Below are 24,129 nucleotides of genomic sequence, written 5' to 3' on the forward strand. Positions count from 1 at the left end.
CGGCGGAGGGTTCTGACCCGAGGGGCGCACCCGTCGGTGCGCCCCTCACCGCCGGCTACCGCAACCCGCGGAAGAACCCCCGGATGTCCCGCGACATCACCGTGGGCTCCATATGGGCCGCATAGTGCCCGCCCGGCTCCTTGTACAGGTTCCACTGCCGGATATCGCTGTGGTCGCGCTCGGCGAACGTACGGAACGGCCGCATGTCGCCCTCGAACGAGGCCACCCCGAGCGGCACGGTCGTCGGCTCGGAGGCCGCCCCACCCGTGGTGGGCACTTCCTCGTGCGCCATCTCGTAGTAGAAGCGCATGGCCGAACCGGCCGTCCCCGTCAGCCAGTACAGCGCCACGTTCGTGAGGATGAAGTCGTCGTCGGGGACGATCTCACCGGGCGTACCGGCCGCGAAGAGCTGCACATTCCAGCCGAGCAGCCCCACCGGCGAATCGGCCAGCGCGTGCGCGAGCGTCTGCGGCTGCTGTGACTGCAGGGTGTTGAAGGAGAGCTTGTTCTCCATGAACCACTGCAGGATCCCCATCGCCTGCCGCTCGTCGTCCGACAGCCGCTCGAACTCCGCGGGATCGCCCGAGGGATACGAGAACACCTGGGTGACATGGACGCCGGCGACGTGCTCGGGGGCGAGCCGCCCGAGGTGCGGCGAGATGAACGACCCGCCGTCGTTGCCGACCGCCCCGTACCGCTCGTAACCGAGCCGCCTCATCAGCTCGGCCCAGGCCTTGGTCGTACGGGTGATGCCCCAGCCCTTGTCCTTGGTGGGCCCGGAGAAGCCGAAGCCGGGAAGGGAGGGGATGACCAGGTGGAACGCGTCGGCGCGGTCGCCGCCGTGCGCCGCCGGGTCGGTGAGCGGCCCGATCAGGTCCAGGAACTCCACGAAGGAGCCGGGCCAGCCGTGCGTGAGGACCAGCGGGAACGCGTCGGGCTCGGGGGAGCGGACGTGCAGGAAGTGGATGTCCTGTCCGTCGATCTCCGTCAGGAACTGCGGATGCGCATTGATCCGGGCTTCCCACGCGCGCCAGTCGTAGCCGTCGCGCCAGTACGTGGCCAGGCGCCGCACCACGTCGGTGCTCGTCCCGTACTCACCCGGCTCGCCGGGCCCGTCGTCGGTCCAACGGGCCCTGCGGAGCCGGTCGTTCAGGTCGTCTAACGCGGCCTGCGGTATGTCGATGCGGAAGGGGCGGATCTCGCCGGTGGACGTCATGCCGTCCACACTTGTCACCGTTTCGGCCCGCCGACTACAGGATCGCTGCGATCCGCTTGTGCAGCTTGGCCTGAATCCGCCGCGCCGCCGGTCAGGCCTGGCGGATCGCCGAGATGTCGAAGGTCAGCTTGATCTTGTCGGAGACCAGGACGCCGCCCGTCTCCAGGGCCGCGTTCCAGGTCAGGCCCCACTCGGAGCGCAGCAGGTCGGCCTTGCCCTCGAAGCCGACGCGCTCGTTGCCGAAGGGGTCCTTGGCCGCGCCGTTGAACTCCAGGTCGATGGAGATCGGCTTGGTGACGTCCTTGATGGTGAGGTCGCCGGTGATCCGGTAGTCCTCGCCGCCCAGCGCCTCGGCCGAGGTCGACCGGAAGGTCATCGCCGGGTACTTCTCCACGTCGAAGAAGTCCGCGCTCTTGAGGTGGCCGTCACGGTCGCCCTGTCCGGTCTCGATGCTCTCCATCTTGACGTCGATCGAGGCGGTGGACTGCGACGGGTCGTTGCCGTCGAGGTGCAGCGTGCCCTCGAAGTCGAGGAAGGCGCCCTTGACGTTCGTGACCATTGCGTGGCGGGCCGTGAACCCGAGCGACGTGTGCGCCGGGTCGATTGTGTAGTCACCGGTCAGACCGGCCAGCTCCGGGTTGACCGGGGCGGGGGCGGACGTGGTGTCGGTGCTGTCGTTCTTGCGGCCGAAGATGCCCATGGCGTGCTCCTTGAGGAAGGTCGGTTCCCTTGATGTCTTCGACAGTAGACCCATTTAGTTCAACTTTCAACAGCTATCCGGTCCGGGCCCGTGTCGCGACCCGCGTGGCGTAACGTGCCCGCGGGCCGCCCCTCCCTTTGGCCATTGTGTGACCTCTACAACGTGGCCACCCCTTGAGCAGTCGGTTGCCCTGCACTGAAGTGGGCTTCTGTCCGGGGGTACCAGGAAAACGGGCCGGAGACTGTGCGAAGTCGACGGACCGTTTCCCCATGGGTGCTTCGTAAGGTCACTACATGACCGTTTTGGATGAGGCTGCTTTTGCCGGCGGCGAGCCCACCGACGCCCGTGGCCGCGTGGCCGAGCTGCACGCGATCCGTGCCAAGGCCGTCGCCGGACCGAGCGAGAAGGCCACCGAGGCCCAGCACGCCAAGGGCAAGCTGACCGCGCGCGAGCGCATCGAGCTGCTCCTGGACGCGGGCTCCTTCCAGGAGGTCGAGCAGCTGCGCCGGCACCGGGCGACCGGATTCGGCCTGGAGAACAAGAAGCCCTACACCGACGGCGTCATCACCGGCTGGGGCACGGTCGAGGGCCGCACGGTCTTCGTCTACGCGCATGACTTCCGGATCTTCGGCGGCGCCCTCGGCGAGGCCCACGCCACCAAGATCCACAAGATCATGGACATGGCCATCGCGGCCGGTGCGCCGCTGGTCTCCCTCAACGACGGCGCCGGCGCCCGTATCCAGGAGGGCGTCTCCGCGCTCGCCGGCTACGGCGGCATCTTCCAGCGCAACACCCGCGCGAGCGGCGTGATCCCGCAGATCAGCGTCATGCTCGGCCCGTGCGCGGGCGGCGCGGCCTACAGCCCCGCCCTCACCGACTTCGTCTTCATGGTCCGCGAGACCTCGCAGATGTTCATCACCGGTCCCGACGTCGTCAAGGCGGTCACCGGCGAGGAGATCACGCAGAACGGACTCGGCGGCGCGGATGTGCACGCCGAGACCTCGGGCGTCGCGCACTTCGCGTACGACGACGAGGAGACCTGCATCGCCGAGGTCCGCTACCTGATCTCGATGATGCCCTCGAACAACCGCGAGAACCCGCCGGTCGTCGCCTCCGAGGACCCCGCCGAGCGCCGCTCGGACGTGCTCCTCGACCTGGTCCCGGCCGACGGCAACCGCCCGTACGACATGCACAAGGTCATCGAGGAGCTCGTCGACGACGGCGACTACCTCGAGGTCCACGAGCGCTGGGCGCGGAATATCGTCTGTGCCCTCGCGCGTTTGGATGGTCAGGTGGTCGGCATCGTCGCCAACCAGCCGCAGACCCTCGCGGGCGTGCTCGACATCGAGGCCTCGGAGAAGGCCGCACGCTTCGTCCAGATGTGTGACGCCTTCAACATCCCGATCGTCACCCTTTTGGACGTACCCGGCTTCCTGCCCGGCGTCGACCAGGAGCACGGTGGAATCATCCGCCACGGCGCCAAGCTGCTCTACGCCTACTGCAACGCGACCGTGCCCCGGATCTCCCTGATCCTGCGCAAGGCGTACGGAGGTGCCTACATCGTCATGGACTCCCAGTCCATCGGTGCGGACCTCACCTACGCCTGGCCCACCAACGAGATCGCGGTGATGGGCGCCGAAGGTGCCGCCAACGTCATCTTCCGCCGGCAGATCGCGGCGGCCGAGGAGCCGGAGGCGATGCGGGCGCGCATGGTCAAGGAGTACAAGGCCGAGCTGATGCACCCGTACTACGCGGCCGAGCGCGGTCTCGTGGACGACGTCATCGACCCGTCCGAGACCCGACAGGTGCTCATCTCCTCCCTGGCGATGCTGCGCAACAAGCACGCCGATCTGCCGTCGCGCAAGCACGGCAACCCGCCGCAGTGACGCGGTGCCTCCGACTTCCTGCCTCACCCCTTACGGAGATCCGAACCCCATGACTTCTCCTGCCGAGAACCTCCTTCGCGTCGAGAAGGGTCACGCCGAGCCCGAAGAGCTCGCGGCCATCACGGCGATCCTGCTCGCACGCGCCGCCGCGGCCCCCGAGGCTCCGGCCCCGTCCCGCGGCCGCGACAAGGCCGGCTGGCGCCGCCTGGAGCGCACCCCGGGCTTCCGCGCCCCGCACTCCTGGCAGGGCTGAGCACCCGCCTGCCACTGCGCTTGTACGCCCCGTGCCCCCTTGCTGGGGGTGCGGGGCGTCTTCGTGCCCCGTATGTCAGGCCCGCCGGCGTTTGAGGCGAAACAAAAAGGCCCCGCACCCCCACCAGGGGAACGGGGCCACCGGGCCGCAGCCCGAGAAGACCTACCGCAGACGAGCCATCAGCGCATGCTCGACCAGCGTGATGAGCGCCGACTTGGCGTCCGCGCGGTGCCGCGCATCCGTCGTGATGATCGGAGTGTCCGGGCCGATCTGGAGGGCCTCACGGACCTCGTCCGGCTGATACGGCTGCTGGCCGTCGAAGCCGTTCAGCGCGATGACGAACGGCAGACCCGAGTTCTCGAAGTAGTCCACCGCCGGGAAGCAGTCCGCGAGCCGACGCGTGTCGACGAGCACGATCGCACCGATCGCACCGCGCACGAGGTCGTCCCACATGAACCAGAAGCGGTCCTGACCGGGCGTACCGAAGAGGTACAGGATCAGGTCCTGGTCCAGGGTGATACGGCCGAAGTCCATCGCCACGGTCGTCGTCGTCTTGTCGCCGGTGTGCGTCAAGTCGTCGATTCCCGCGGACGCGGACGTCATCACGGCCTCGGTACGCAGCGGGTTGATCTCCGAGACGGCGCCCACGAACGTGGTCTTGCCCACGCCGAACCCGCCCGCCACCACGATCTTCGCGCTGGTGGTGGAGCGGGCCGCACCGCCGCTAGAGCTTTCGAAGTCCACTGAGCACCCTTTCGAGCAGTGTCACATCAGGCTGGCCGCCGGCGTTCTCGTCGCCGCCGGGCTGGTGGATGGCCACAAGACCGGCTTCCGCCAGGTCGGCGACGAGGATCCGGGCCACGCCGAGGGGGATGGAGAGAAGTGCCGAGACCTCGGCGACCGACTTGATCTCGTGGCACAGGTTGCAGATCCGCTGATGCTCGGGCAACTGGCCCTGGAGCTGGTGCGGCTGCGCGGTCGTGTGTACCAGGGCCTCGATGGCCAGCTGGTACCTCGGCCGCGTCCGGCCGCCCGTCATGGCGTACGGGCGGACCAGAGGGTTGTGCGCGGCGCGGCCGGGCGACGCCTCGGGCGAGCGGGGCGTGGGCTGCACCGGCTGGATCCGGGGCGCCTGCTGCTGCTCATAAGGGTCACGCGGCCGCTGCGGCGGTGCGTACCGCTCCTGGTGGCTGGGCGTGGAGGGGAAGTTGTAGCGGTTGGGCGAGTTCTCGCCCTGGTCCTGGCCGTACGACCAGTTACCTGAAGACGAACCGTCTCGCGGTGTGGGACCTGCCACGTGCTTCCTCCTCCGAATTACCCGGAACCATCATGTGGAGCCGCGTCCCGAAACTTTAAGGCCAGGGGACGCGAATTCGCACTGCCTGTCTGTTAGTTGAGAAGGCTCCCCTGGAGCTCCGCACGCAGGTCCGGGGTGAGAACCGTGCCCGCGCGGTCGACCAAAAGGGCCATCTCGTACCCAATGAGGCCGATGTCCGCCTCGGGGTGTGCGAGAACGGCGAGCGACGAACCGTCCGAGATGGACATGAGGAAGAGGAATCCTCGCTCCATCTCCACAACGGTCTGGTTCACGAGGCCGCCCTCGAAGATCCGGGAGGCCCCCGCGGTCAGCGAGGTCAGACCGGAGGCGACGGCCGCCAGCTGGTCGGCTCGGTCACGGGGAAAGCCTTCGGACATCGCCAGAAGGAGTCCGTCGGCGGAGACCACCACCGTGTGCGACACCCCGGGGGTGTTGTCCACGAAGTTGGTGATCAACCAGTTCAGGTTCTGCGCCGCCTGGCTCATCGGGCTCACACTAACGCTCCTGGTTGTAGTTGCTGCTGCCTGAGCCACGGTGTTGATTCCCTGTGGCCTGGCCGTTCTGATCGGGGGTGCCCCCAGCGTCACGACCGCGCTGGACGCCGCGGCGCAGGTTGCTCAGCCTGCCCCGTACTTCCTCGGGGTCGCGGGAGACCTGGGGGCCGCCCTGCGGGGTCTGCTCCGCGGTGCCCTCGACCAGATTGGCCCGGGGCACCCGGCGCGGGAGGCCGGACTGGGTGACCCCGCCCGCCCTCGGCTGCTTGAGCTGCTCGGCCCGCTGCCAGCGCGCGTCGTTGGCGGACTGCCAGTCGTCGGAGCCGTTGCCCCCGGCGCTGTTGCCGTTGGCCGACGGACCGTCGGTCGGCGCGTTGCCGGCGAGCGGACGCTGCGGCAGCCCGCCCTGGCCCTGGCCCGAACTGCCCGGCCACTGCTGACCGTTGCCGCCGCCGGGGGTGCCGCGGCGCGGAAGGCCGGCGTCGGTGGTCTCGTGGACGGCGCTCGGGGACGGGCCCTGGGAGCTCTGCCGGTCGAAGCCTACGCGGTCGCGGTCGCCCGCGGGAGCGCCCGGAACAGATTCCGGTTCGGCCTGGTAGCCACCCTCGTACGGCTCCTGGTAGCCGCCCTGGTTCTGCCAGTCGCCCTGGCCGTTGTAGTCGCCGTAGCCGTCCTGCTGCGCGCCCGCCGGGTCGGCGTAACCAGGTTCCGCATAGCCGGAGTCCTGGTAACCGTCCTGGTTCGGGTAAGCGCCCTGCGGGACCGGCTCGTAGACGTCCTGCCGGGTGTAGCCGTTCGGGTCCTGGGCGTAGTTCTGGTTCTGGTCGTACGCCGGGTCGTAGGCACCGCTTTGGTCGTACGCGCCCTGCTGGTCGTACTCGCCGTCGACCTCGTCGCGGAAGAGCGGACGGCCACCGTCGGTGGCCGACGCCTCGAGCGCCGCGCGGCGCTCCTCACGCATCAGCGAGCGGCCCACCGGGTCGAGTTCGCGGACGGCTTCCTCGGTGAGGGCCCCCGGCTCGTAGCGGGTGTCGTCGAAGCCGAGCTCCGCGGCGGTGCGCAGCGGAGCGGCCTCGTAGGACGGCTGCTGCGGGATCATCTGCGAGACGGTGAACTCGCTCTCGGGCAGCTGGGAGCCACCGCCACCGTGCGTGATGATGTCCGGCAGCATGACGAGCGAGGTCGTGCCGGCCTGCTCGCCCGAGGGGCGCAGCTGGACGCGGACCCCGTGTCGGTCCGCCAGGCGGCCGACCACGAACAGGCCCATGCGCTGCGAGATCGCGGCGTCCACGGTCGGCGGGTTGGCCAGCTTGTGGTTGATGTCCGCGAAGTCCTCGGCGGTGAGGCCGATGCCCTTGTCGTGGATCTCGATCATCACGCGGCCGTCGGGCAGACGGGTCGCGGTGACGCGGACCTTGGTCTGCGGCGAGGAGAACGTGGTGGCGTTCTCCAGGAGCTCGGCGAGCAGGTGCACGAGGTCGGTCACGGCGCGGCCGTGGATCTCGGCCTCCGGGACGCCGGTGAGCTCGATGCGCTCGTACTGCTCCACCTCGGAGGAGGCGGCGCGCAGCACGTCGACGAGCGGGACCGGCTGGTCCCAGCGGCGGCCGGGCTCCTCGCCGGCGAGGACCAGGAGGTTCTCGCCGTTGCGGCGCATACGGGTCGCCAGGTGGTCCAGGCGGAAGAGGTTCTCCAGCTGGTCCGGGTCGGCCTCGTTGTTCTCCAGGTCGGTGATCAGGGTCAGCTGGCCCTCGATCAGGGACTGGTTGCGGCGCGACAGGTTGGTGAAGATCGCGTTGATGTTGCCCCGGAGCAGCGCCTGCTCGGCGGCGAGCCGGACGGCCTCGCGGTGCACCTGGTCGAAGGCGCGGGCCACCTCGCCGATCTCGTCGGTCGTGGTGATCGGGATGGGCTGGACGCGGGTGTCCACCCGGCCCGGCTCGGTGCGCGAGAGCTGGTCGACCAGCATCGGAAGGCGCTGCTCGGCCACGTCGAAGGCGGCGGTGCGCAGGCGGCGCATCGCGCGCGACATCTGGCGGGCCATGAGCCCGGCGATGATGAACGCGGCGAGCAGGGCCACGACGACGACCGCACCGTTGATGTAGGCGTCGCGCTCGGCGTCGGAGGAGATCTGCGAGGCGTCGTCGACGGCCCGGTCGATCAGGTCGTCCTCGATGGCGCCGTAGCCGTTCATCTTCGCGGTGCCGAGCCTCTGCCAGGAGTCGGCGCTGACGCCCGCCTTCTTGAGCGTACTGGCGGCCGTCTCCGGGTTCTGAAGGGCTGTAGCCATCGCAGTGAGCTGGAAGTCCATCACCGGCATGGCGCTGTACTGCCGCGACTGCTGCGCTCCGGCCTCGGCACCGGGCGGCAGCTCGATGCCGGTGGACTTCTGCTGCTTCGTCATCTGCTCTTTGAGGGCCGCGGCGTCGGCCTCCGTACCGCTGGAGTTGTACTCGCCGATGGCGATGCCCTCCAGGTAGCGGTACGTGCTGAGCGACTGCAGCTGGCTGCGCAGGTCGGCCGGCTTCTGGCTCGGGCGGACGAGGATGTGCGTACCGATGGAGCGCTGCAGTGAGGCGGAGGCCTTGGCGAGCGAGACGGCGTAGACGGTACGGCCGTAGCTCGTCACGTTGCCGGTGCCCAGGCTCAGCTCGTTGGCGAACTCCATCAGGAAGTGCTGGATGTCGGTGTACGCCTCTTCGGTCCTCAGCGGGTCCTGCGACCGCGTGTAGGCCTTCTTGCGTACGTCCTCGAGCTTGGTCTCGTTCGCCTTGAAGAGCTTCAGCCGGCGCTCGAGGCCCTGGTTCTGCGGCATGTCCGCGACGGCGGCGTCGAACTTCTTCTTGGCCGTGGCGGTCTTGCCCCGGAGCGCCTTGACCTGAGGGGAGTCGCCCTCGCCGAGCAGCAGGGGAGCGGCGCTGAGGTCGCGCTCGTCGAGCAGCGCATGGCTGTACTCGGCGGCCGCGCGCACGATGAGCGCCGTCTTCTCCGCGTCCTGCGCTTCGCTCCACGTGTCAATGGAGCCTTTCACCTGGAAGCCACCCATGACGAGGGCGACCAGGGCGGGTATGAGGAGGATCGCGTTCAGGCGTACGGGCACACGCCAGTTGCGCGGGGACAGCCGTCCCCCGCCGCCGGCCGGCGCGGGATCGGGGCCCGGCATGGGCGCGGGAGCCATGACTTCCCGCTGGGGCGGGGTGAAGTTGCCCCGTGCCGACGGCTCGGGACTGCTCTTGCTTCGCCTCACTCGACCAACAACCTCTCGGCGTCGGCACGTACGTTGTGCCGCTGTCGTCTTCCAGCCCGGGTTCGGGGCAGTGCGTCCGGCCCGGTACTACTGGGCAGTTCAGCGCATTCCAGCACGTCAGCGCAGGCGATTCCAAACGTTCGGAAGAAATGATTCCGGGTGACCTGCGCCTCAGATAAAACGGTCATAAAGAGCGAGCCCCGCCAAAAGGCGGGGCTCTTGTGAGCGCAGCGATACCGAGTGACAGCAAGCGGTGTCGGTGGGCCCGGAATTCTCTGTCGAAACGTTATGAACACACGGGCGGATCGTGTCAAAGGACACAGGGTGCACACACAAGGCCCTAGACAACTTACGGCAACTTCCGTATGTCCAGGACGACTTGATGCCCGTACGTGACTACTTCAGACGCGCCATCAGTGCGTGCTCCACGAGCGTGATGAGCGCGGACTTCGCATCCGCACGGTGGCGCGCGTCGGTCGTGATGATCGGTGTGTCCGGTCCGATCTGCAGCGCTTCGCGCACTTCGTCCGGCTGATACGGCTGGTGGCCCTCGAAGCCGTTCAGGGCGACGACGAACGGCAGACCGGAGTTCTCGAAGTAGTCCACGGCCGGGAAGCAGTCCGCGAGGCGGCGCGTGTCCACGAGGACCACGGCGCCGATCGCGCCCTTCACCAGGTCGTCCCACATGAACCAGAAGCGGTCCTGACCGGGCGTACCGAAGAGGTACAGGATCAGGTCCTGGTCCAGCGTGATACGGCCGAAGTCCATGGCGACCGTGGTGGTCGTCTTGTTCCCGGTGTGCGTGAGGTCGTCGATCCCGGCCGAGGCCGAGGTCATCACGGCCTCGGTCCGCAGCGGGTTGATCTCCGAGACGGAGCCGACGAACGTGGTCTTGCCCACGCCGAAGCCGCCCGCCACCACGATCTTCGCGCTGGTGGTGGAACGTACGGCCTCGCCGCTAGAGCTTGCGAAGTCCACTGAGCACCCTCTCGAGCAGTGTTACGTCAGGCTGGCCGCCGGCGTTCTCGTCGCCGCCGGCCTGGTGGATGGCCACGAACCCGGCCTCGGCCAGGTCGGCGACCAGGATCCGGGCCACGCCGAGCGGCATGGAAAGAAGCGCCGAGACCTCGGCGACCGACTTGACCTCACGGCACAGATGGCAGATGCGCTGGTGCTCGGGGAGCAGACCCTGCAGCTGCATCGGATCGGCCGTGGTGCTGACCAGGGCCTCGATGGCCAGCTGGTAGCGCGGCCTGGTCCGGCCGCCCGTCATCGCGTACGGGCGTACCAGCGGCTGCTCGGCCTCCATGCCGTAGTCGGTCTGAGCACCGTACGGATCGTGAGAGGCGGTGGGCGGGGTCATGAATCCTCCGGGCGGGACAGCAAGTTGTCGGTGCCGTCTGAAATGTGGCCGGTGGGGGGATCGCGGGGGCGGCCGGACGGAATCGGTTTGTATGTACGCGGCCGTTAGTGCAGCAGGCTGCCTTGCAGTTCCGCGCGCAGGTCCGGGGTGAGGACCGTGCCCGCGCGGTCGACGAGCAGCGCCATCTCGTAGCCGACCAGGCCGATGTCGGCGTCCGGGTGGGCGAGTACGGCGAGCGAGGAACCGTCGGAGATCGACATGAGGAAGAGGAAGCCGCGCTCCATCTCCACCACGGTCTGGGCGACGCTGCCGCCCTCGAAGATCCTCGACGCACCCGCGGTCAGCGAGGTCAGACCGGAGGCGACCGCCGCCAGCTGGTCCGCGCGGTCACGCGGGAAACCCTCGGACAGGGCGAGCAGCAGTCCGTCGGCGGAGACCACCACCGTGTGTGACACCCCTGGGGTGTTGTCCACGAAGTTGGTGATCAACCAGTTCAGGTTCTGTGCTGCCTGGCTCATCGGACTCAACTATCGCTCCTGCTGGTGAGAGGGGCTGGGGAAGCTGCCGGTGTCACCGGAGCCCGCCTGCCGGCCCTGCTGAATGCCGCGCCGCAGATTCTGGAGCCGCCCGCGAACGTCGTCGGGACGGCGGGAGACCTGCGGGCCGCCCTGGTGCTGCTGCTGTTCGGCCGTGCCCGCCACGAGGTTGGCGCGGGGCACACGGCGCGGCAGACCGGAGGTGGTGACGCCGCCCGCGGAGGGCTGACGCACCCGCTCGGCCTGGCGGCCGAGCTCGTCATTGGGGGAGTTGCGCCATGCGGCGCTCTGAGCCGGTGCCTGCTGGGGGCGCGGGGGCACCGGGGCCTGCGCCTGGCCCTGCTGGCCCTGTGCCTGCTGCGGAGCCTGACTCTGCTGCTGGCCCTGCTGGCCCTGCTGGTTCTCGCGGAACCAGTTCGTTTCCAGGGTGTCGTACAGCGGAGTGCGCCCGTCGCCCGGACCGGCCGGCGGCAGCGCCCATGCGTCGCTGTCGGCCTGCTGCCGGGGAGGCGCCGGAGGCTGTACGGGCTGCTGCGGCTGCACCGGACGCGGGGCCGGCGGACGCGGCGCGGGCGGACGCGGTACGGCGAAGTCGGCGGTGTCCCGCTGACCTGCGCCACCGTGCGGCGCCTGCGGCCGCTCGGGAACTGAAGGCTGACCGGGATGCCCGGGCTGCGCGAACGGGCCGGTGGAGCCGGGGCGCTGGAACTGACCGGTGCTGTCCTGGCCCTGGGGGCGCTGGAACTGACCGGTGCCGTCCGGCCCCTGCGGCCGCTGCTGGGGCGCGGGGTTGGGCGGGTTGGGTATCCCGGCCGGGCGCGGACCGTTGAAGTCCGGACGGTCGAACTGGGCCGTGGAGCCCGGTCCTTGCGTGTTCTGCCGGTCGTCGCGGCCCGCTCCGGGGCGCCCGAAGAGCCCGGTGGATTCCGGCTCCTCGTGCCCGCGCGGCTGCTCCTGCGGGATGTCCTTGCCCCAACTGGGCGTACGCGCCTGGGGGTTGCCACCGGGCAGCTCGGCACGCGGTCCGCCCATGGGCGGCAGCTGACGGCCGTCCTGGGGGCGGCCCTCGCCACGAGCGCGCTGGGGCTGCTGCTGAGGAGCGGCGGGCTGCTGCGGAGCGTTGCCGCCGCGGCCGGCCGGCGCACCGCCGCGGGGCCCGCCGAAGTTGTTGCCCTGCTGCGGGTTGCCCTGCGGGGCGTTGGGCCGCGGTGCGGAAGGTCCGCCGTCACGGCCGGGCAGCGCCGCCCGCGGGCCGGAGCCCGCGACCTGGCTGCGCTGCGGGGGAGCGGCGAGCCGTCCGGCGGACTGGTTACCCGCGGTCTGCTGACGCGCGGCCGCGGCACCGGCCGCCGCCTGGGCGATACCGCCGCCCGCACCCGCACCGGGAGAGGACGGGGCCTTCTTGCCGCCCTGGGCGACATCGACGGGCAGCATGACGAGCGCGGTCGTACCGCCGGAGTCCGAAGGACGCAGCTGGATACGGATGCCGTGACGCTGCGAAAGACGGCCGACCACGAACAGACCCATGCGGCGCGAGACCGAGACGTCCACGGTGGGCGGCGACGCGAGCCGCTCGTTGATCGCCGCGAGGTCCTCGGGCGAGAGGCCGATACCGGTGTCGTGGATCTCGATCAGCACGCGGCCGTCGGGCAGCGCGTGACCGGTCACCTTGACCTTGGTCTGCGGCGAGGAGAACGAGGTGGCGTTCTCGAGCAGCTCGGCGAGCAGGTGCACGAGGTCGTTGACCACGCGGCCCGCGACCTCGGTCGCCGGCACGGAGGACAGCTCGATGCGCTCGTACTGCTCCACCTCGGAGGCGGCGGCGCGGAGCACGTCGACCAGCGGGACCGGGCGGGTCCAGCGGCGGCCGGGCTCTTCACCGGCGAGAACGAGCAGGTTCTCACCGTTACGGCGCATGCGGGTCGCGAGGTGGTCGAGCTTGAACAGCGAGGACAGCTGGTCCGGGTCGGCCTCGCGGGACTCCAGCTCGGAGATGAGCGAGAGCTGACGCTGGATGAGGCCCTGCGAACGGCGCGAGAGGTTGGTGAACATCGCGTTGACGTTGCCTCGCAGCAGCGCCTGCTCGGCGGCCAGACGGACGGCCTCGCGGTGCACGTCGTCGAAGGCCGCGGCCACCTGGCCGATCTCGTCCCGGGAGTGCACACCGACGGACTCGACGGAGGTGTCGATGTCCTGCGGGTCGGACTCGGAGAGCTGCTTGACCAGCTCGGGCAGCCGGTCCTGGGCGACCTTGGTCGCGGTGTCCTGCAGGCGGCGCAGCGACCGGATCATGGACCGGGCCACGACGAAGGCGCCCACGAGGGATATGCCGAGGACGAGGAGGATCAGCGCACCGTTGAGGATGGCTTCCTGCTCGGAGTCCTGACGCAGCTCACGGGCGGTCTGCTCCATGTCGTCGAGCAGCTGCCGCTCGATCAGGCCCATGGCCACGATCTTGGTGCTGGCGTCGTCGCTCCAGTCCTTGTAGGAGCGGAACTCCTCGCTCTTGAGACCGGTCGGCTGCCCCAGGACGCGCCCCGCGTACTGGTTGGTCTCCTTGACGATGGGCTTGTTGTCGATCGGAGCGAGGAGTTCGACCGAGTCCTCGCCGGTGGCGGCGTACTCCCGCTTCACGTTGCCGAGCGCGAGGGCCTCGTCCTCGAGCGCCGCCTTGCCGTATTCGCGGTCGGTCGGGGAGAGCTCGCCGCGCTCCTTGTTGCTGTCGGGCAGGGCGGCCGAGATGATCGCCCGCTGGATCGACGCGTACTCCTTGGCGGCGGAGAACGACGACAGGATCCGGGTCCGCTCGATGATCGCCGGGTTGCTCGTGGCGAGCGCCATGTCGCGCGACAGGTCGAGCAGCTGCTCGATGAGCCGGTTGTACGCGCTGACCGTCTGCGAGCTGGAGGTCTCGTCCTGGTACGCGTCGTTCCGGATGTTCTTGATGTCGTTGAGCTGGCCCGCGATACGCGTGAGGCTGCTGCGGACCGTATCCAGCGCCCGGTCGTCACGGTTCTCGTCGAACCCCTGCGTCGCCGACAGGAACTGCTTCTGAGCGGTCTCCGTCTTGTCGTAGAGGCCCTCGATCTCGGGCGAGGTCCTCGGCGACCCGGTGGACAGCGGACCGGCCGACTCGTCGCGCTCCTCCTGGAGCGCGTTCGCGAGCTCGGTCGCCTCCTTCGTCATCTCGGTCAGCAGCTTCATGCTGTCGAGCTGCTCGATCTCGTCCATGGACGTGTTGATACGCAGCGCGCCGAGCGACGTGGCCGCGACCACGGGCAGCGCGAGCAGCGACACCAGACGCGTGGAGATACGCCAGTTGCGCAGGGCTACGCGCGGGCCGGGGCCCTTGCGCGCGGCGGCCAGGGCAGGTGTGGTCGCACCGCCTGCCGCGGCACCTCCCGCGGAGCGCTCGGCGTCACCGGCCGGTGAGGAGCCCGAGGCGTGCGGGGGTGCGGAGTTGCCTGTGGTGGGGCCGGTCCCGGCGCGCAGCTCCGGCTCGGCCACCCCTCCGGTCTGGCGGCCCTGGGCAGAGCCCGAGCCATCCCTCTTGAAACGTCCCTGCACTAGCGTCGCAACCTCTGGACCAGGCGTCCCTCCGCGCGAACGGCGGGACGGTGTCGGCGTTTTGGGGCGAGAAGGCCCCGGTGGTCGTCAGTGACCGGCGCGTCTCCCCCTTCTCCCGCCGCTGCTCGACGCTGCGTTGCGCCATGCGCGCCGGCTCATATCTGCGGCGGTCCCGGGAATTCCAGCACAGTGCAGGATCTCCAACAAGGGCCGGGTATCGGGCCGTGACCTGCGTGACGCCATGTGAGGATGGTGTCACCAGGTGTAGAGCGGGATCCATGGGATAGCGGACATTTCCTTAGGAACTGCTTACGGGGAGGGGGTGTCCCAGTCGCCATGATCAGAATCGGAATGATGGGTTCAGCTACGCAATGTCCGATCTTCACCGGACAGTTGACACTCCGTTATGCCCGATTCATCCGCTCCCTGGTGAGCAAACTCACACGCTGATCAAGGGGGGAACCCGGCGGCGGGGGGAATTCACATGTTTAGCCTGACGCTTTACAGGGATGGCCTGTTCGTCAAGCGGCCGCACAGGCAGCCGCATCCAGTAGAGACCCAGTAGAGACCCGAGGTCAGTTCAGCCGTGAAGAACGTGAAGACGACGCCGATGTTCCGTATAGCCAATCCGCGCCGCACGACCCTGGCGCACCTCACGGACGCGACGGACCTCGACGGTCTGCAGCCCGCCGAGCACACCACCGAGCTGCCCACCAACACGGCCAACCCCCGCCGTACGGTCCTGCAGAACGCCCCGGCCACCCCGGAGCCGGTCGTGATCACCGTGGCGGACGCGGTCGCCGCCAAGTAGAAGTAGCCTTGTGGGGCTGCCGCCCCACGCCCCGCCTGGATCGTGGCGGCTCGGCGCATTGTCAGTGCTGTGTGCGCGGCGTACCCGTGGGGGCGGCGCCCCCACACCCCGCCAGCAGGAATCAAGAGGCTTCCGTGCGCATCGCCAGATTCTCCATCGACGGCAATGTCGCCTTCGGCGCGGTCGAGGAGGGCCCCGAGGGCCCCGTGCTCGACATCATCAAGGGCATCCCTTACGCGGACTTCGAGCTCAGCGGCGTCAAAGTACCGCTCGGCAAGGTCCGCCTGCTGCCGCCGGTGATCGGCAACAAGATCGTCGCGTTCGGCCGCAACTACGCGGACCACGCCAAGGAGCTCGGCAACGAGCCCGCCGACGTCCCGTGGGCGTTCTTCAAGCCGACCACGTCGATGGTCGGCGACGGCGACCCCATCGAGTACCCGTCGTTCTCGAACGAGCTGCACCACGAGGCCGAGCTCGCCGTCGTCATCGGCCGCATGTGCCGCGAGGTCCCGCGCGAACGCGTCAAGGACGTCATCTTCGGCTACACCTGCGCCAACGACGTCACCGCCCGCGACGTACAGAAGCGCGAGAAGCAGTGGGCCAGGGCCAAGGGCTTCGACAGCTCGTGCCCCATCGGCCCCTGGGTCGAGACCGAACTCGACCCGAGCGACCTCGCGATCCAGTGCACGGTCAACGGCGAACAGCGTCAGCTCGGCTCGACGAGCCAGATGATCCACTCCATCGAGGATCTGATCGTCAACATCACCGAGGCGATGACCCTACTCCCGGGCGACGTCATCCTGACCGGCACCCCCGCGGGCGTCGGTCCCCTCAACGTCGGCGACGAGGTCGCCGTCACCATCCAAGGCATCGGCACTCTCACCAACAAGGTGATCAAGCGTGGCTAACTCCGCAAACGGCGCAGACGCGAACGTCCGCGTCCGTTTCTGTCCCTCGCCGACCGGCAACCCGCACGTGGGCCTGGTCCGCACCGCCCTGTTCAACTGGGCCTTCGCCCGGCACAACGGCGGCACCATGGTCTTCCGCATCGAGGACACCGACGCGGCCCGTGACTCCGAGGAGTCCTACGAGCAGCTCCTCGACTCGATGCGCTGGCTCGGCCTGACCTGGGACGAGGGCCCGGAGGTGGGCGGCCCGCACGCCCCGTACCGCCAGTCGCAGCGCATGGACCTGTACAAGGAGGTCGCGGCCAAGCTCATCGAGGGCGGGTACGCGTACCCCTGCTACTGCACCACCGAGGAGCTGGACGCCCGCCGCGAGGCCGCCCGTGCCGCCGGCAAGCCCTCCGGCTACGACGGCCACTGCCGTGACCTGAGCGCCGAGCAGAAGCAGGCGTACGAGGCCGAGGGCCGGGTCCACATCGTCCGCTTCCGCATGCCCGACGAGGCGACCACCTTCACCGACCTGGTGCGCGGCGAGATCACCGTCCAGGCCGAGAACGTCACGGACTACGGCATCGTGCGCGCCAACGGCGCCCCGCTGTACACCCTGGTCAACCCGGTCGACGACGCGGCGATGGAGATCACCCACGTCCTGCGCGGCGAGGACCTGCTCTCCTCGACCCCCCGTCAGATCGCGCTCTATAAGGCGCTGATCGAGCTGGGCTTCGCCAAGACGATCCCGGCCTTCGGGCACCTCCCGTACGTGATGGGCGAGGGCAACAAGAAGCTCTCCAAGCGCGACCCGCAGGCCTCCCTGAACCTGTACCGCGAGCGCGGCTTCCTGCCCGAGGGCCTCCTCAACTACCTGTCCCTGCTCGGCTGGTCGTTCTCGGCCGACCAGGACGTCTTCTCGGTCCAGGACCTGATCGAGAAGTTCGACATCGCGGACGTCAACGCCAACCCGGCCCGCTTCGACCTGAAGAAGGCCGAGGCGATCAACGCCGACCACATCCGCATGCTCGACGTGAAGGCCTTCACGGCCGCCTGCGAGCCCTGGCTGAAGGCCCCGCACGCCAACTGGGCGCCCGAGGACTTCGACCAGGCCAAGTGGGAGGCCATCGCCCCGCACGCGCAGACCCGTGTGCAGGTCCTCTCGGACATCACGGCCAACGTGGACTTCCTGTTCCGCCAGGAGCCGGTCGAGGACGAGGGCTCCTGGACGAAGGCGATGAAGGGCGACCCGGTGGCCCTGCTCACCACGGCTCGCGCGGGGCTCGACACCGCCGACTGGTCGGACCAGGAGTCCCTCAAGAACGCGGTCCTGGCCGCCGGCGAGGAGCACGGCCTCAAGCTCGGCAAGGCCCAGGCCCCGGTCCGCGTCGCCGTCACCGGCCGCACGGTCGGTCTGCCGCTCTTCGAGTCCCTGGAGATCCTGGGCAAGGACAAGAGCCTGGCCCGCATCGACGCGGCCCTGGCGAAGCTGGCCGCGTAACGCCTTCTCGTACGCGAGGCTCGTACGCGCGTCCCGTAAGCGAGCGAAAGGCCCGGAACCATCACGGTTTCCGGGCCTTTTCGCGTACGTTCGGGCCTGAACCGACCGACGACGGAAGCCACGGGGAACGCATGATCAAAGCCATCGTCTGGGACATCGACGACACGATCTTCGACTACGCCTCGGCCGACACCGTCGGCATGCGGGCCCACCTCACCGCCGAAGGCCTCACCACCCGCACCCTCGACGACTGGAAGCGGATCACCCGCGAGCACTGGGCCCGCTTCGAGGCGGGCCTGGTCGGCTGGGAGGGGCAGCGCCGCGACCGCGTCCGCGATTTCACCGGGCGTACGCTCACCGACGCCGAGGCGGACGACTGGTTCGAGCGTTACCTCGGTCACTACGAGGCCGCCTGGGCGCTCTTCCCCGACACGGTCCCCGCGCTCGATGCCCTCGCCGACATCTACCGGCACGGCGTCCTGTCCAACTCCTCGCTGCTCAACCAGGACCGCAAATTGCGCACCCTCGGCGTACGCGACCGCTTCGAGGCCGTCCTGTGCGCGGCCGAACTGGGGGTCGCCAAGCCGGAAGCGGCCGCGTTCCACGCCGCCTGCGACGCGCTGGACCTCGCCCCGCACGAGGTCGCGTACGTAGGGGACCAGCCCGACACGGACGCGCGCGGAGCGGTCGAGGCGGGCCTCAAGGGCATCTGGCTGGACCGCTCCGGACAGGGCGGCCGGCCCGAACTGGTCCGGATCACCGGTCTCGACCAGCTCCCGGCCGTACTCGCGGGCCAAACCCGTTTTGGAGCGCCGGACACCTTCGGGTAATGTTCTTCCTGCGCCGCTCGCAGGGGGAAAGCCCGGCGGGAGACGCACACCACAGAACAAGATCCCTGACGGGGATTGCGTTTTGTTGGCCTATGGTGTAATTGGCAGCACGACGGTTTCTGGTTCCGTTAGTCTTGGTTCGAGTCCAGGTAGGCCAGCTCGCAGAGCTCATCTGCAACCCGCGGATCATCGATCCGCAAGGCCCCCGTTGTGTAGCGGCCTAGCACGCCGCCCTCTCAAGGCGGTAGCGCCGGTTCGAATCCGGTCGGGGGTACAGATCCTTCCCGTGAGGACAGTGTGGGTAGCTCCCCCTGATCTCAATGCAGGATCGCTAGGGCCCCCGTTGTGTAGCGGCCTAGCACGCCGCCCTCTCAAGGCGGTAGCGCCGGTTCGAATCCGGTCGGGGGTACTGTGGTCTGGTCTAGACCACTAGTGGGCTATGGTGTAATTGGCAACACGAAGGTTTCTGGTTCCTTTGTTCTAGGTTCGAGTCCTGGTAGCCCAGCGCAGTAACTGCCGCAAGAATCAAGGCAGTCAGCAAGCCCCCGTTGTGTAGCGGCCTAGCACGCCGCCCTCTCAAGGCGGTAGCGCCGGTTCGAATCCGGTCGGGGGTACGCAAACGAAAGGCCCTCCCTTCGGGGAGGGCCTTTCGCGTATCCGAATGTGCGCAATTCCCGCAGAAGCCGGCTATTCCGCTACGTATTCATGAACCGGCGCCCCGATTCATCGGTCTCCGCGAGCCGGCGCAGGCTGAGAAGTACCGGTTCGTAGAGGACCGTCAGGGCGACCGCCGCCTCCACCCGCTCCTCGTCGGGGAAGCGCGCGACCAAGTCCAGCTCGGTCACCGACAGTTGGGACACCGCGCGGGCGTACGGCAGCAACTCCTCGACCCCGCAGGGGTATCCGAGCCGGGTCAGCGCGGCGACCGCGGTCAGCAGGGTCCCGTACGACGGTGAACTGGGCCCTGAGCCACGGGAGTCGTCCCAGTCGAGGCGCTCGAAGAGCTTCGCCACCTCGTGGCGTGCGTGCTCGGTCGCCGGGTCGTCCTCGGCGGGCAGGGGTGCGTGGGGGAGCGCCTGGACCGCGACGCCGATCCGGCTGTGCTGGTCGAGGGAGTCGTCGCCGAGCGCGGAGAGCACCTCGCGGGTCGTGCTCACCGGGACGCGGCCCACCTGGATCAGCGCACGGACAAGGCGCAGCCGGCGCAGATGCTCCTCGCCGTACTCGGCCTGGGTGGCGGTGATCCGGCGTCCTGGCTGCAGCAGGCCCTCGCGCAGGTAGTACTTGATCGTGGCCGTGGAGACGCCGCTGCGCTCGCTCAGTTCCGCAAGTTTCATATCGCCCTTGCGCCCTTCGTTGGGGAGTGGCACTATCCAAGCATGGATAGCGACGCTATCCAACACTCATCGAGGAGGGGACCTCATGAGCACCGAAGTGATCACAGAGCGCAGGACCGCGGCCGCCGAGGGTGACATCGTCGTCTTCCATATCGGGATGCGGATCAACAAGTGGCGGGCGGTGCGCAGTTGGCTCCCGGTGTTCCGGGCCATGCCGCCGATGCTGCGGGAGCTGTCCCGGGACAAGGAGTCCGGGCTGCTCGGTTACCGGTTGCTGTTCGGCGGCCCGCGACTGCCGTACATCGTCCAGTACTGGGAGTCGAAGGAGAAGCTCCTCGCGTACGCGATGGATGCCGGAAAGGCGCACCGGCCGGCCTGGACCGCTTACAACCGCAGCGCGCGCAACGCCGGGGGAGCGGTGGGCATTTGGCACGAGACCTATCTGGTGCCCGAGGGCCGTTACGAGAACGTCTACGTGAACATGCCGGAGTTCGGTCTGGGTGCCGCTTACGGCACTCAGCCGGTCGGCCGTCGCGGGGATCGCGCGGCCGACCGGCTGAAGGCGGCTTGAGGAATTTCGTCTGGAGAGGTCGTACGGGAATCAGGGGCGCCCCATGGACGGTGGGGCATCAACTCGGAGGGTCCGCCGCGGCGTTGAGGCGGACCTTCCGTACGGACAGGGGTGGGCTCAGCCCGAGCGGCGCAGCGCTTCGGAGAGGCGGGCGGCCGCGTCGATGACGGCCTGGGCGTGCATACGGCCCGGGTGGCGGGTCAGGCGCTCGATCGGTCCGGAGACCGAGACGGCCGCGACCACGCGGTTGGACGGGCCGCGCACCGGCGCCGAGACCGAGGCGACGCCCGGTTCGCGCTCGCCGATCGACTGGGCCCAGCCCCGGCGCCGTACGCCGGAAAGTGCCGTGGCCGTGAAGCGCGCGCCCTGCAGGCCGCGGTGGAGGCGCTCGGGCTCCTCCCAGGCCATCAGGATCTGCGCGGAGGAGCCGGCCTTCATGGTCAGCGTCGAACCGACCGGGACGGTGTCCCGAAGGCCGGACAGACGCTCGGCCGCGGCGACGCAGATGCGCATGTCGCCCTGGCGGCGGTAGAGCTGGGCGCTCTCGCCCGTCACATCGCGCAGGTGGGTCAGGACCGGGCCCGCGGTCGCGAGCAGGCGGTCCTCGCCGGCCGCCGCGGCGAGCTCCGAGAGCCGGGGGCCGAGAATGAAACGCCCCTGCATGTCACGCGCCACCATGCGGTGGTGTTCAAGGGCCACGGCAAGGCGGTGTGCCGTGGGTCGTGCGAGTCCGGTGGCCGCGACCAGCCCTGCGAGGGTGGCCGGACCGGACTCCAGAGCGCTCAAGACCAGAGCCGCCTTGTCGAGAACGCCGACGCCGCTAGAGTTGTCCATGCGTCGATATTCGCGTCTCACTCTGTGAAACGCAAGTTCAAATTTTCCAGGAACTTGCCACCCTGTACGGACGACGGGCCGGAAAGCATGGGCCCGGCGGTGGACGTCCGGTACGTGGGGAACGGACGTAGCCGCCACACATCTCTAGTTGAGCCGGGCGCTGATGGCCGGCCGGAGGGAAAGCGATGGGTAGGACACTCGCGGAGAAGGTCTGGGACGACCACGTCGTCCGGCGCGCCGAGGGCGAGCCCGACCTCCTCTACATCGATCTGCACCTGCTGCACGAGGTGACCAGCCCCCAGGCCTTCGACGGCCTCCGCAAGAGCGGCCGGCAGGTGCGGCGCCTCGACCTCACCATCGCGACCGAGGACCACAACACCCCCACCCTCGACATCGACAAGCCCATCGCGGACCCCGTCTCGCGCGTCCAGCTGGAGACGCTGCGCAAGAACGCGGCCGACTTCGGCGTACGCCTGCACTCGCTCGGCGACGTCGAGCAGGGCGTCGTCCACGTCGTGGGACCGCAGCTGGGCCTGACCCAGCCGGGCACCACGGTCGTCTGCGGTGACTCGCACACCTCCACCCACGGCGCCTTCGGCGCCCTGGCGTTCGGCATCGGCACCTCGCAGGTCGAGCACGTGCTCGCCACGCAGACGCTGCCGCTCGCCCGCCCCAAGACCATGGCCATCACGGTCGAGGGCGACGAACTGCCCGACGGTGTCTCCGCGAAGGACCTGATCCTCGCCATCATCACGAAGATCGGCACCGGCGGCGGCCAGGGCTACATCCTCGAATACCGCGGCCCCGCCATCGAGAAGCTCTCGATGGAAGCCCGGATGACCATCTGCAACATGTCGATCGAGGCCGGTGCCCGCGCGGGCATGATCGCCCCCGACGAGACCACCTTCGACTACATCAAGGGCCGCGACCACGCCCCCGAGGGCGAGGACTGGGACGCCGCCGTGGCGTACTGGAAGACCCTGAAGACCGATGAGGACGCGGTGTTCGACGCCGAGGTCGTCATCAAGGCGGAAGAACTCGCGCCGTTCGTCACCTGGGGCACCAACCCCGGCCAGGGCGCGCCCCTGACGGCGAACGTCCCCGATCCTGCTTCGTACGAAGACGCTTCGGAGCGCCACGCGGCCGAAAAGGCCCTGGAGTACATGGGTCTGGAGGCCGGACAGGCGCTGCGCGACATCAAGGTCGACACCGTTTTCGTCGGTTCCTGCACCAACGGCCGTATCGAGGACCTGCGCGCCGCCGCCGCGATCGTCGAGGGCCGCAAAATCGCCGACGGTGTACGGATGCTGGTCGTCCCCGGCTCCGCCCGTGTGGGTCTGCAGGCCGTATCCGAGGGCCTGGACAAGGTGTTCAAGGAGGCCGGCGCCGAATGGCGGCACGCGGGCTGCTCGATGTGTCTGGGCATGAACCCGGACCAACTCGCCCCCGGCGAGCGCTCCGCGTCCACCTCCAACCGCAACTTCGAGGGCCGGCAGGGCAAGGGCGGCCGCACCCACCTGGTCTCGCCCCAGGTCGCCGCCGCCACCGCGGTCCTTGGCCATCTGGCCTCGCCCGCCGACCTGTCCGAAGCCGACGCCCGTACGCCCGCTGGAGTCTGATCAGCCATGGAAGCTTTCACCACGCACACCGGCCGGGCCGTACCGCTGCGCCGCAGCAACGTCGACACCGACCAGATCATCCCCGCGCACTGGCTGAAGAAGGTCACGCGCGACGGCTTCGAGGACGGCCTGTTCGAGGCCTGGCGCAAGGACCCGGAGTTCATCCTCAACAAGGAGGAGCGCGAGGGCGCCACGGTTCTGGTCGCCGGACCCGACTTCGGCACCGGCTCCTCCCGTGAACACGCCGTCTGGGCCCTGCAGAACTACGGCTTCAAGGCGGTCATCTCCTCCCGCTTCGCCGACATCTTCCGCGGCAACTCGCTGAAGAACGGCCTCCTGACCGTCGTACTCGACCAGAAGGTCGTGGACGCGCTGTGGGAGCTCGCGGATGCCGATCCGACGGCCGAAATCACCGTGGACCTGCAGGAACGCCAGGTGCGCGCCGAGGGGATCACCGCCGACTTCGAGTTGGACGAGAACGCCCGCTGGCGGCTCCTGAACGGCCTCGACGACATCAGCATCACGCTGCAGAACGAGCCCGACATCGCGGCCTACGAGTCGGGTCGCCCCGCCTACAAGCCGCGCACCGTCCAGGTGTGATGCGCCATTCGGGCACGTGAGCCCGGCAACTTTTGTGAACCGCGGTCTGCGTGCAGGCCGCGGTTCGGCGTTTTGGGCCGCGGGGGCCCCAAGTCCTCCTGAGTGACGGCGAGTTGGCTTCGCCGGCCGGACGCGCCACGGGGCCCGCGCGAGGAGCGACTTCAGGTCTTCGGCCGCCCCGAAATCCCCTTCTGCGCGGCACGCTGAGGCCTCGTGAGGCGACAACTCAGGCCAGATGGCACAATCGGTGCATGGAACGCGAACGCCAACTCGAGCTCTACGGCGAGGTCGCGGACCAGCTGAAAGAGGCGCACCGCAAGGTGCGTGAACTGCAAGTACCGGAGAGCGTACGGATGGCGCTGACCCGGAAGCTGCTGGTCATTACGGCCGCGGCCAAACACGATCTCGTCGATGCGGCAAGACGCCTTGGGCAGTTCATGGATGAGCTGGACGCAAGGGCCTTATCCGATGGCGGATCCACGGACGGAACTCCTTGAAGCCCCCAGTTTGCTGCGGTTGAAGACCCAGTTCGCTGCGGCACGTGGGTGATTCG

Annotated in this window: 22 protein-coding genes and 5 tRNA genes; 15 read left to right on the plus strand and 12 right to left on the minus strand. The window is 69.0% G+C overall.

Annotated features, from left to right (window positions below):
- Window positions 1-55: 55 nt before the first annotated feature.
- Together G6045_RS15635 and G6045_RS15640 are read right to left on the minus strand one after the other, a co-directional pair.
- Complete coding sequence (locus tag G6045_RS15635; protein ID WP_165332555.1) at window positions 56-1,216, minus strand: epoxide hydrolase family protein; 1,161 nt, start codon at window positions 1,214-1,216, stop codon at window positions 56-58.
- A 91-nt stretch (window positions 1,217-1,307) separates the two neighbouring features.
- On the minus strand, window positions 1,308-1,916 hold the full coding sequence (locus G6045_RS15640; RefSeq protein WP_165332556.1) for a YceI family protein: 609 nt from the start codon (window positions 1,914-1,916) through the stop codon (window positions 1,308-1,310).
- Window positions 1,917-2,209: 293 nt separating this feature from the next.
- Between G6045_RS15640 and G6045_RS15645 the strand changes: the two genes are divergently transcribed.
- Both G6045_RS15645 and G6045_RS15650 read left to right on the plus strand, forming a co-directional pair.
- Complete coding sequence (locus tag G6045_RS15645; RefSeq protein ID WP_165332557.1) at window positions 2,210-3,802, plus strand: acyl-CoA carboxylase subunit beta; 1,593 nt, start codon at window positions 2,210-2,212, stop codon at window positions 3,800-3,802.
- A gap of 49 nt (window positions 3,803-3,851) precedes the next feature.
- A complete protein-coding gene (locus tag G6045_RS15650; RefSeq protein ID WP_165332558.1) occupies window positions 3,852-4,055 on the plus strand; it encodes an acyl-CoA carboxylase subunit epsilon in 204 nt (67 codons plus the stop codon).
- A 162-nt stretch (window positions 4,056-4,217) separates the two neighbouring features.
- On the opposite strand, the gene G6045_RS15655 is transcribed toward G6045_RS15650, so the two are convergent.
- From G6045_RS15655 to G6045_RS15690, 8 genes are all read right to left on the minus strand, one after another.
- Window positions 4,218-4,799: a GTP-binding protein gene (locus G6045_RS15655; protein WP_093607982.1), complete on the minus strand. Its 582-nt coding sequence runs from the start codon at window positions 4,797-4,799 to the stop codon at window positions 4,218-4,220.
- Window positions 4,780-5,352 carry a DUF742 domain-containing protein gene (locus G6045_RS15660; RefSeq protein ID WP_165332559.1) on the minus strand — a complete coding sequence of 191 codons (573 nt, stop codon included), beginning with the start codon at window positions 5,350-5,352 and terminating at the stop codon, window positions 4,780-4,782. The genes G6045_RS15655 and G6045_RS15660 overlap by 20 nt, the downstream gene beginning before the upstream one ends.
- A gap of 92 nt (window positions 5,353-5,444) precedes the next feature.
- On the minus strand, window positions 5,445-5,858 hold the full coding sequence (locus G6045_RS15665) for a roadblock/LC7 domain-containing protein (protein WP_093608336.1): 414 nt from the start codon (window positions 5,856-5,858) through the stop codon (window positions 5,445-5,447).
- Between the two features lie 10 nt (window positions 5,859-5,868).
- Window positions 5,869-9,114, minus strand: a complete 3,246-nt coding sequence (locus G6045_RS15670) for a sensor histidine kinase (protein ID WP_328707789.1) — start codon at window positions 9,112-9,114, stop codon at window positions 5,869-5,871.
- A 396-nt stretch (window positions 9,115-9,510) separates the two neighbouring features.
- Window positions 9,511-10,092, minus strand: a complete 582-nt coding sequence (locus tag G6045_RS15675) for a GTP-binding protein (protein ID WP_165332561.1) — start codon at window positions 10,090-10,092, stop codon at window positions 9,511-9,513.
- Window positions 10,073-10,477, minus strand: a complete 405-nt coding sequence (locus G6045_RS15680) for a DUF742 domain-containing protein (RefSeq protein WP_165332562.1) — start codon at window positions 10,475-10,477, stop codon at window positions 10,073-10,075. Before G6045_RS15680 ends, G6045_RS15675 begins: the two co-directional genes overlap by 20 nt.
- A gap of 104 nt (window positions 10,478-10,581) precedes the next feature.
- Window positions 10,582-10,995 (minus strand): roadblock/LC7 domain-containing protein, encoded by a 414-nt coding sequence (locus G6045_RS15685; protein ID WP_165332563.1) that lies wholly within the window; start codon window positions 10,993-10,995, stop codon window positions 10,582-10,584.
- A gap of 9 nt (window positions 10,996-11,004) precedes the next feature.
- Entirely contained in the window at window positions 11,005-14,580 is a 3,576-nt protein-coding gene (locus tag G6045_RS15690; RefSeq protein ID WP_165332564.1) for a sensor histidine kinase, read from the minus strand.
- Between the two features lie 586 nt (window positions 14,581-15,166).
- Between G6045_RS15690 and G6045_RS15695 the strand changes: the two genes are divergently transcribed.
- The 9 genes from G6045_RS15695 to G6045_RS15735 all read left to right on the plus strand — a co-directional run bounded on the left by G6045_RS15695 (window position 15,167) and on the right by G6045_RS15735 (window position 19,229).
- Window positions 15,167-15,391 (plus strand): hypothetical protein, encoded by a 225-nt coding sequence (locus tag G6045_RS15695; RefSeq protein ID WP_328707790.1) that lies wholly within the window; start codon window positions 15,167-15,169, stop codon window positions 15,389-15,391.
- Window positions 15,392-15,525: 134 nt separating this feature from the next.
- Window positions 15,526-16,299 carry a fumarylacetoacetate hydrolase family protein gene (locus G6045_RS15700; RefSeq protein ID WP_165332565.1) on the plus strand — a complete coding sequence of 258 codons (774 nt, stop codon included), beginning with the start codon at window positions 15,526-15,528 and terminating at the stop codon, window positions 16,297-16,299.
- Window positions 16,292-17,785 (plus strand): glutamate--tRNA ligase, encoded by a 1,494-nt coding sequence (gene gltX / locus G6045_RS15705; RefSeq protein ID WP_165332566.1) that lies wholly within the window; start codon window positions 16,292-16,294, stop codon window positions 17,783-17,785. The genes G6045_RS15700 and gltX overlap by 8 nt, the downstream gene beginning before the upstream one ends.
- A 131-nt stretch (window positions 17,786-17,916) precedes the next feature.
- The gene (locus G6045_RS15710; RefSeq protein WP_165332567.1) at window positions 17,917-18,615 is read left to right on the plus strand and encodes an HAD family hydrolase; all 699 of its coding nucleotides are present in this window, start codon (window positions 17,917-17,919) and stop codon (window positions 18,613-18,615) included.
- 86 nt (window positions 18,616-18,701) lie between these two features.
- Window positions 18,702-18,773, plus strand: a tRNA-Gln gene (locus tag G6045_RS15715).
- Window positions 18,774-18,816: 43 nt separating this feature from the next.
- Window positions 18,817-18,889, plus strand: a tRNA-Glu gene (locus G6045_RS15720).
- A 62-nt stretch (window positions 18,890-18,951) separates the two neighbouring features.
- Window positions 18,952-19,024: transfer RNA gene (locus G6045_RS15725), tRNA-Glu, on the plus strand.
- Between the two features lie 24 nt (window positions 19,025-19,048).
- Window positions 19,049-19,120 (plus strand) — tRNA-Gln (locus tag G6045_RS15730).
- A gap of 36 nt (window positions 19,121-19,156) precedes the next feature.
- Window positions 19,157-19,229: transfer RNA gene (locus G6045_RS15735), tRNA-Glu, on the plus strand.
- Window positions 19,230-19,310: 81 nt separating this feature from the next.
- Here the strand turns inward: G6045_RS15735 and G6045_RS15740 are convergent.
- Window positions 19,311-19,952, minus strand: a complete 642-nt coding sequence (locus G6045_RS15740; protein WP_165332583.1) for a MerR family transcriptional regulator — start codon at window positions 19,950-19,952, stop codon at window positions 19,311-19,313.
- An 85-nt stretch (window positions 19,953-20,037) separates the two neighbouring features.
- On the opposite strand from G6045_RS15740, the gene G6045_RS15745 reads away from it, so the two are divergent.
- Complete coding sequence (locus G6045_RS15745; RefSeq protein ID WP_165332568.1) at window positions 20,038-20,523, plus strand: DUF4188 domain-containing protein; 486 nt, start codon at window positions 20,038-20,040, stop codon at window positions 20,521-20,523.
- Between the two features lie 117 nt (window positions 20,524-20,640).
- On the opposite strand, the gene ndgR is transcribed toward G6045_RS15745, so the two are convergent.
- Complete coding sequence (ndgR, locus tag G6045_RS15750) at window positions 20,641-21,357, minus strand: IclR family transcriptional regulator NdgR (RefSeq protein ID WP_147988306.1); 717 nt, start codon at window positions 21,355-21,357, stop codon at window positions 20,641-20,643.
- A gap of 185 nt (window positions 21,358-21,542) precedes the next feature.
- Here ndgR and leuC point away from each other — a divergent pair, with 185 nt between their 5' ends.
- The 3 genes from leuC to G6045_RS15765 all read left to right on the plus strand — a co-directional run bounded on the left by leuC (window position 21,543) and on the right by G6045_RS15765 (window position 24,073).
- Window positions 21,543-22,976 carry a 3-isopropylmalate dehydratase large subunit gene (gene leuC, locus G6045_RS15755; protein WP_165332569.1) on the plus strand — a complete coding sequence of 478 codons (1,434 nt, stop codon included), beginning with the start codon at window positions 21,543-21,545 and terminating at the stop codon, window positions 22,974-22,976.
- 6 nt (window positions 22,977-22,982) lie between these two features.
- A complete protein-coding gene (gene leuD / locus G6045_RS15760; RefSeq protein ID WP_165332570.1) occupies window positions 22,983-23,576 on the plus strand; it encodes a 3-isopropylmalate dehydratase small subunit in 594 nt (197 codons plus the stop codon).
- A 251-nt stretch (window positions 23,577-23,827) separates the two neighbouring features.
- The gene (locus tag G6045_RS15765) at window positions 23,828-24,073 is read left to right on the plus strand and encodes an SCO5555 family protein (protein WP_165332571.1); all 246 of its coding nucleotides are present in this window, start codon (window positions 23,828-23,830) and stop codon (window positions 24,071-24,073) included.
- Window positions 24,074-24,129: the final 56 nt, after the last annotated feature.

Source organism: Streptomyces mesophilus (genome assembly GCF_011044995.1).
Classification (GTDB): Bacteria; Actinomycetota; Actinomycetes; order Streptomycetales; family Streptomycetaceae; genus Streptomyces; species Streptomyces mesophilus.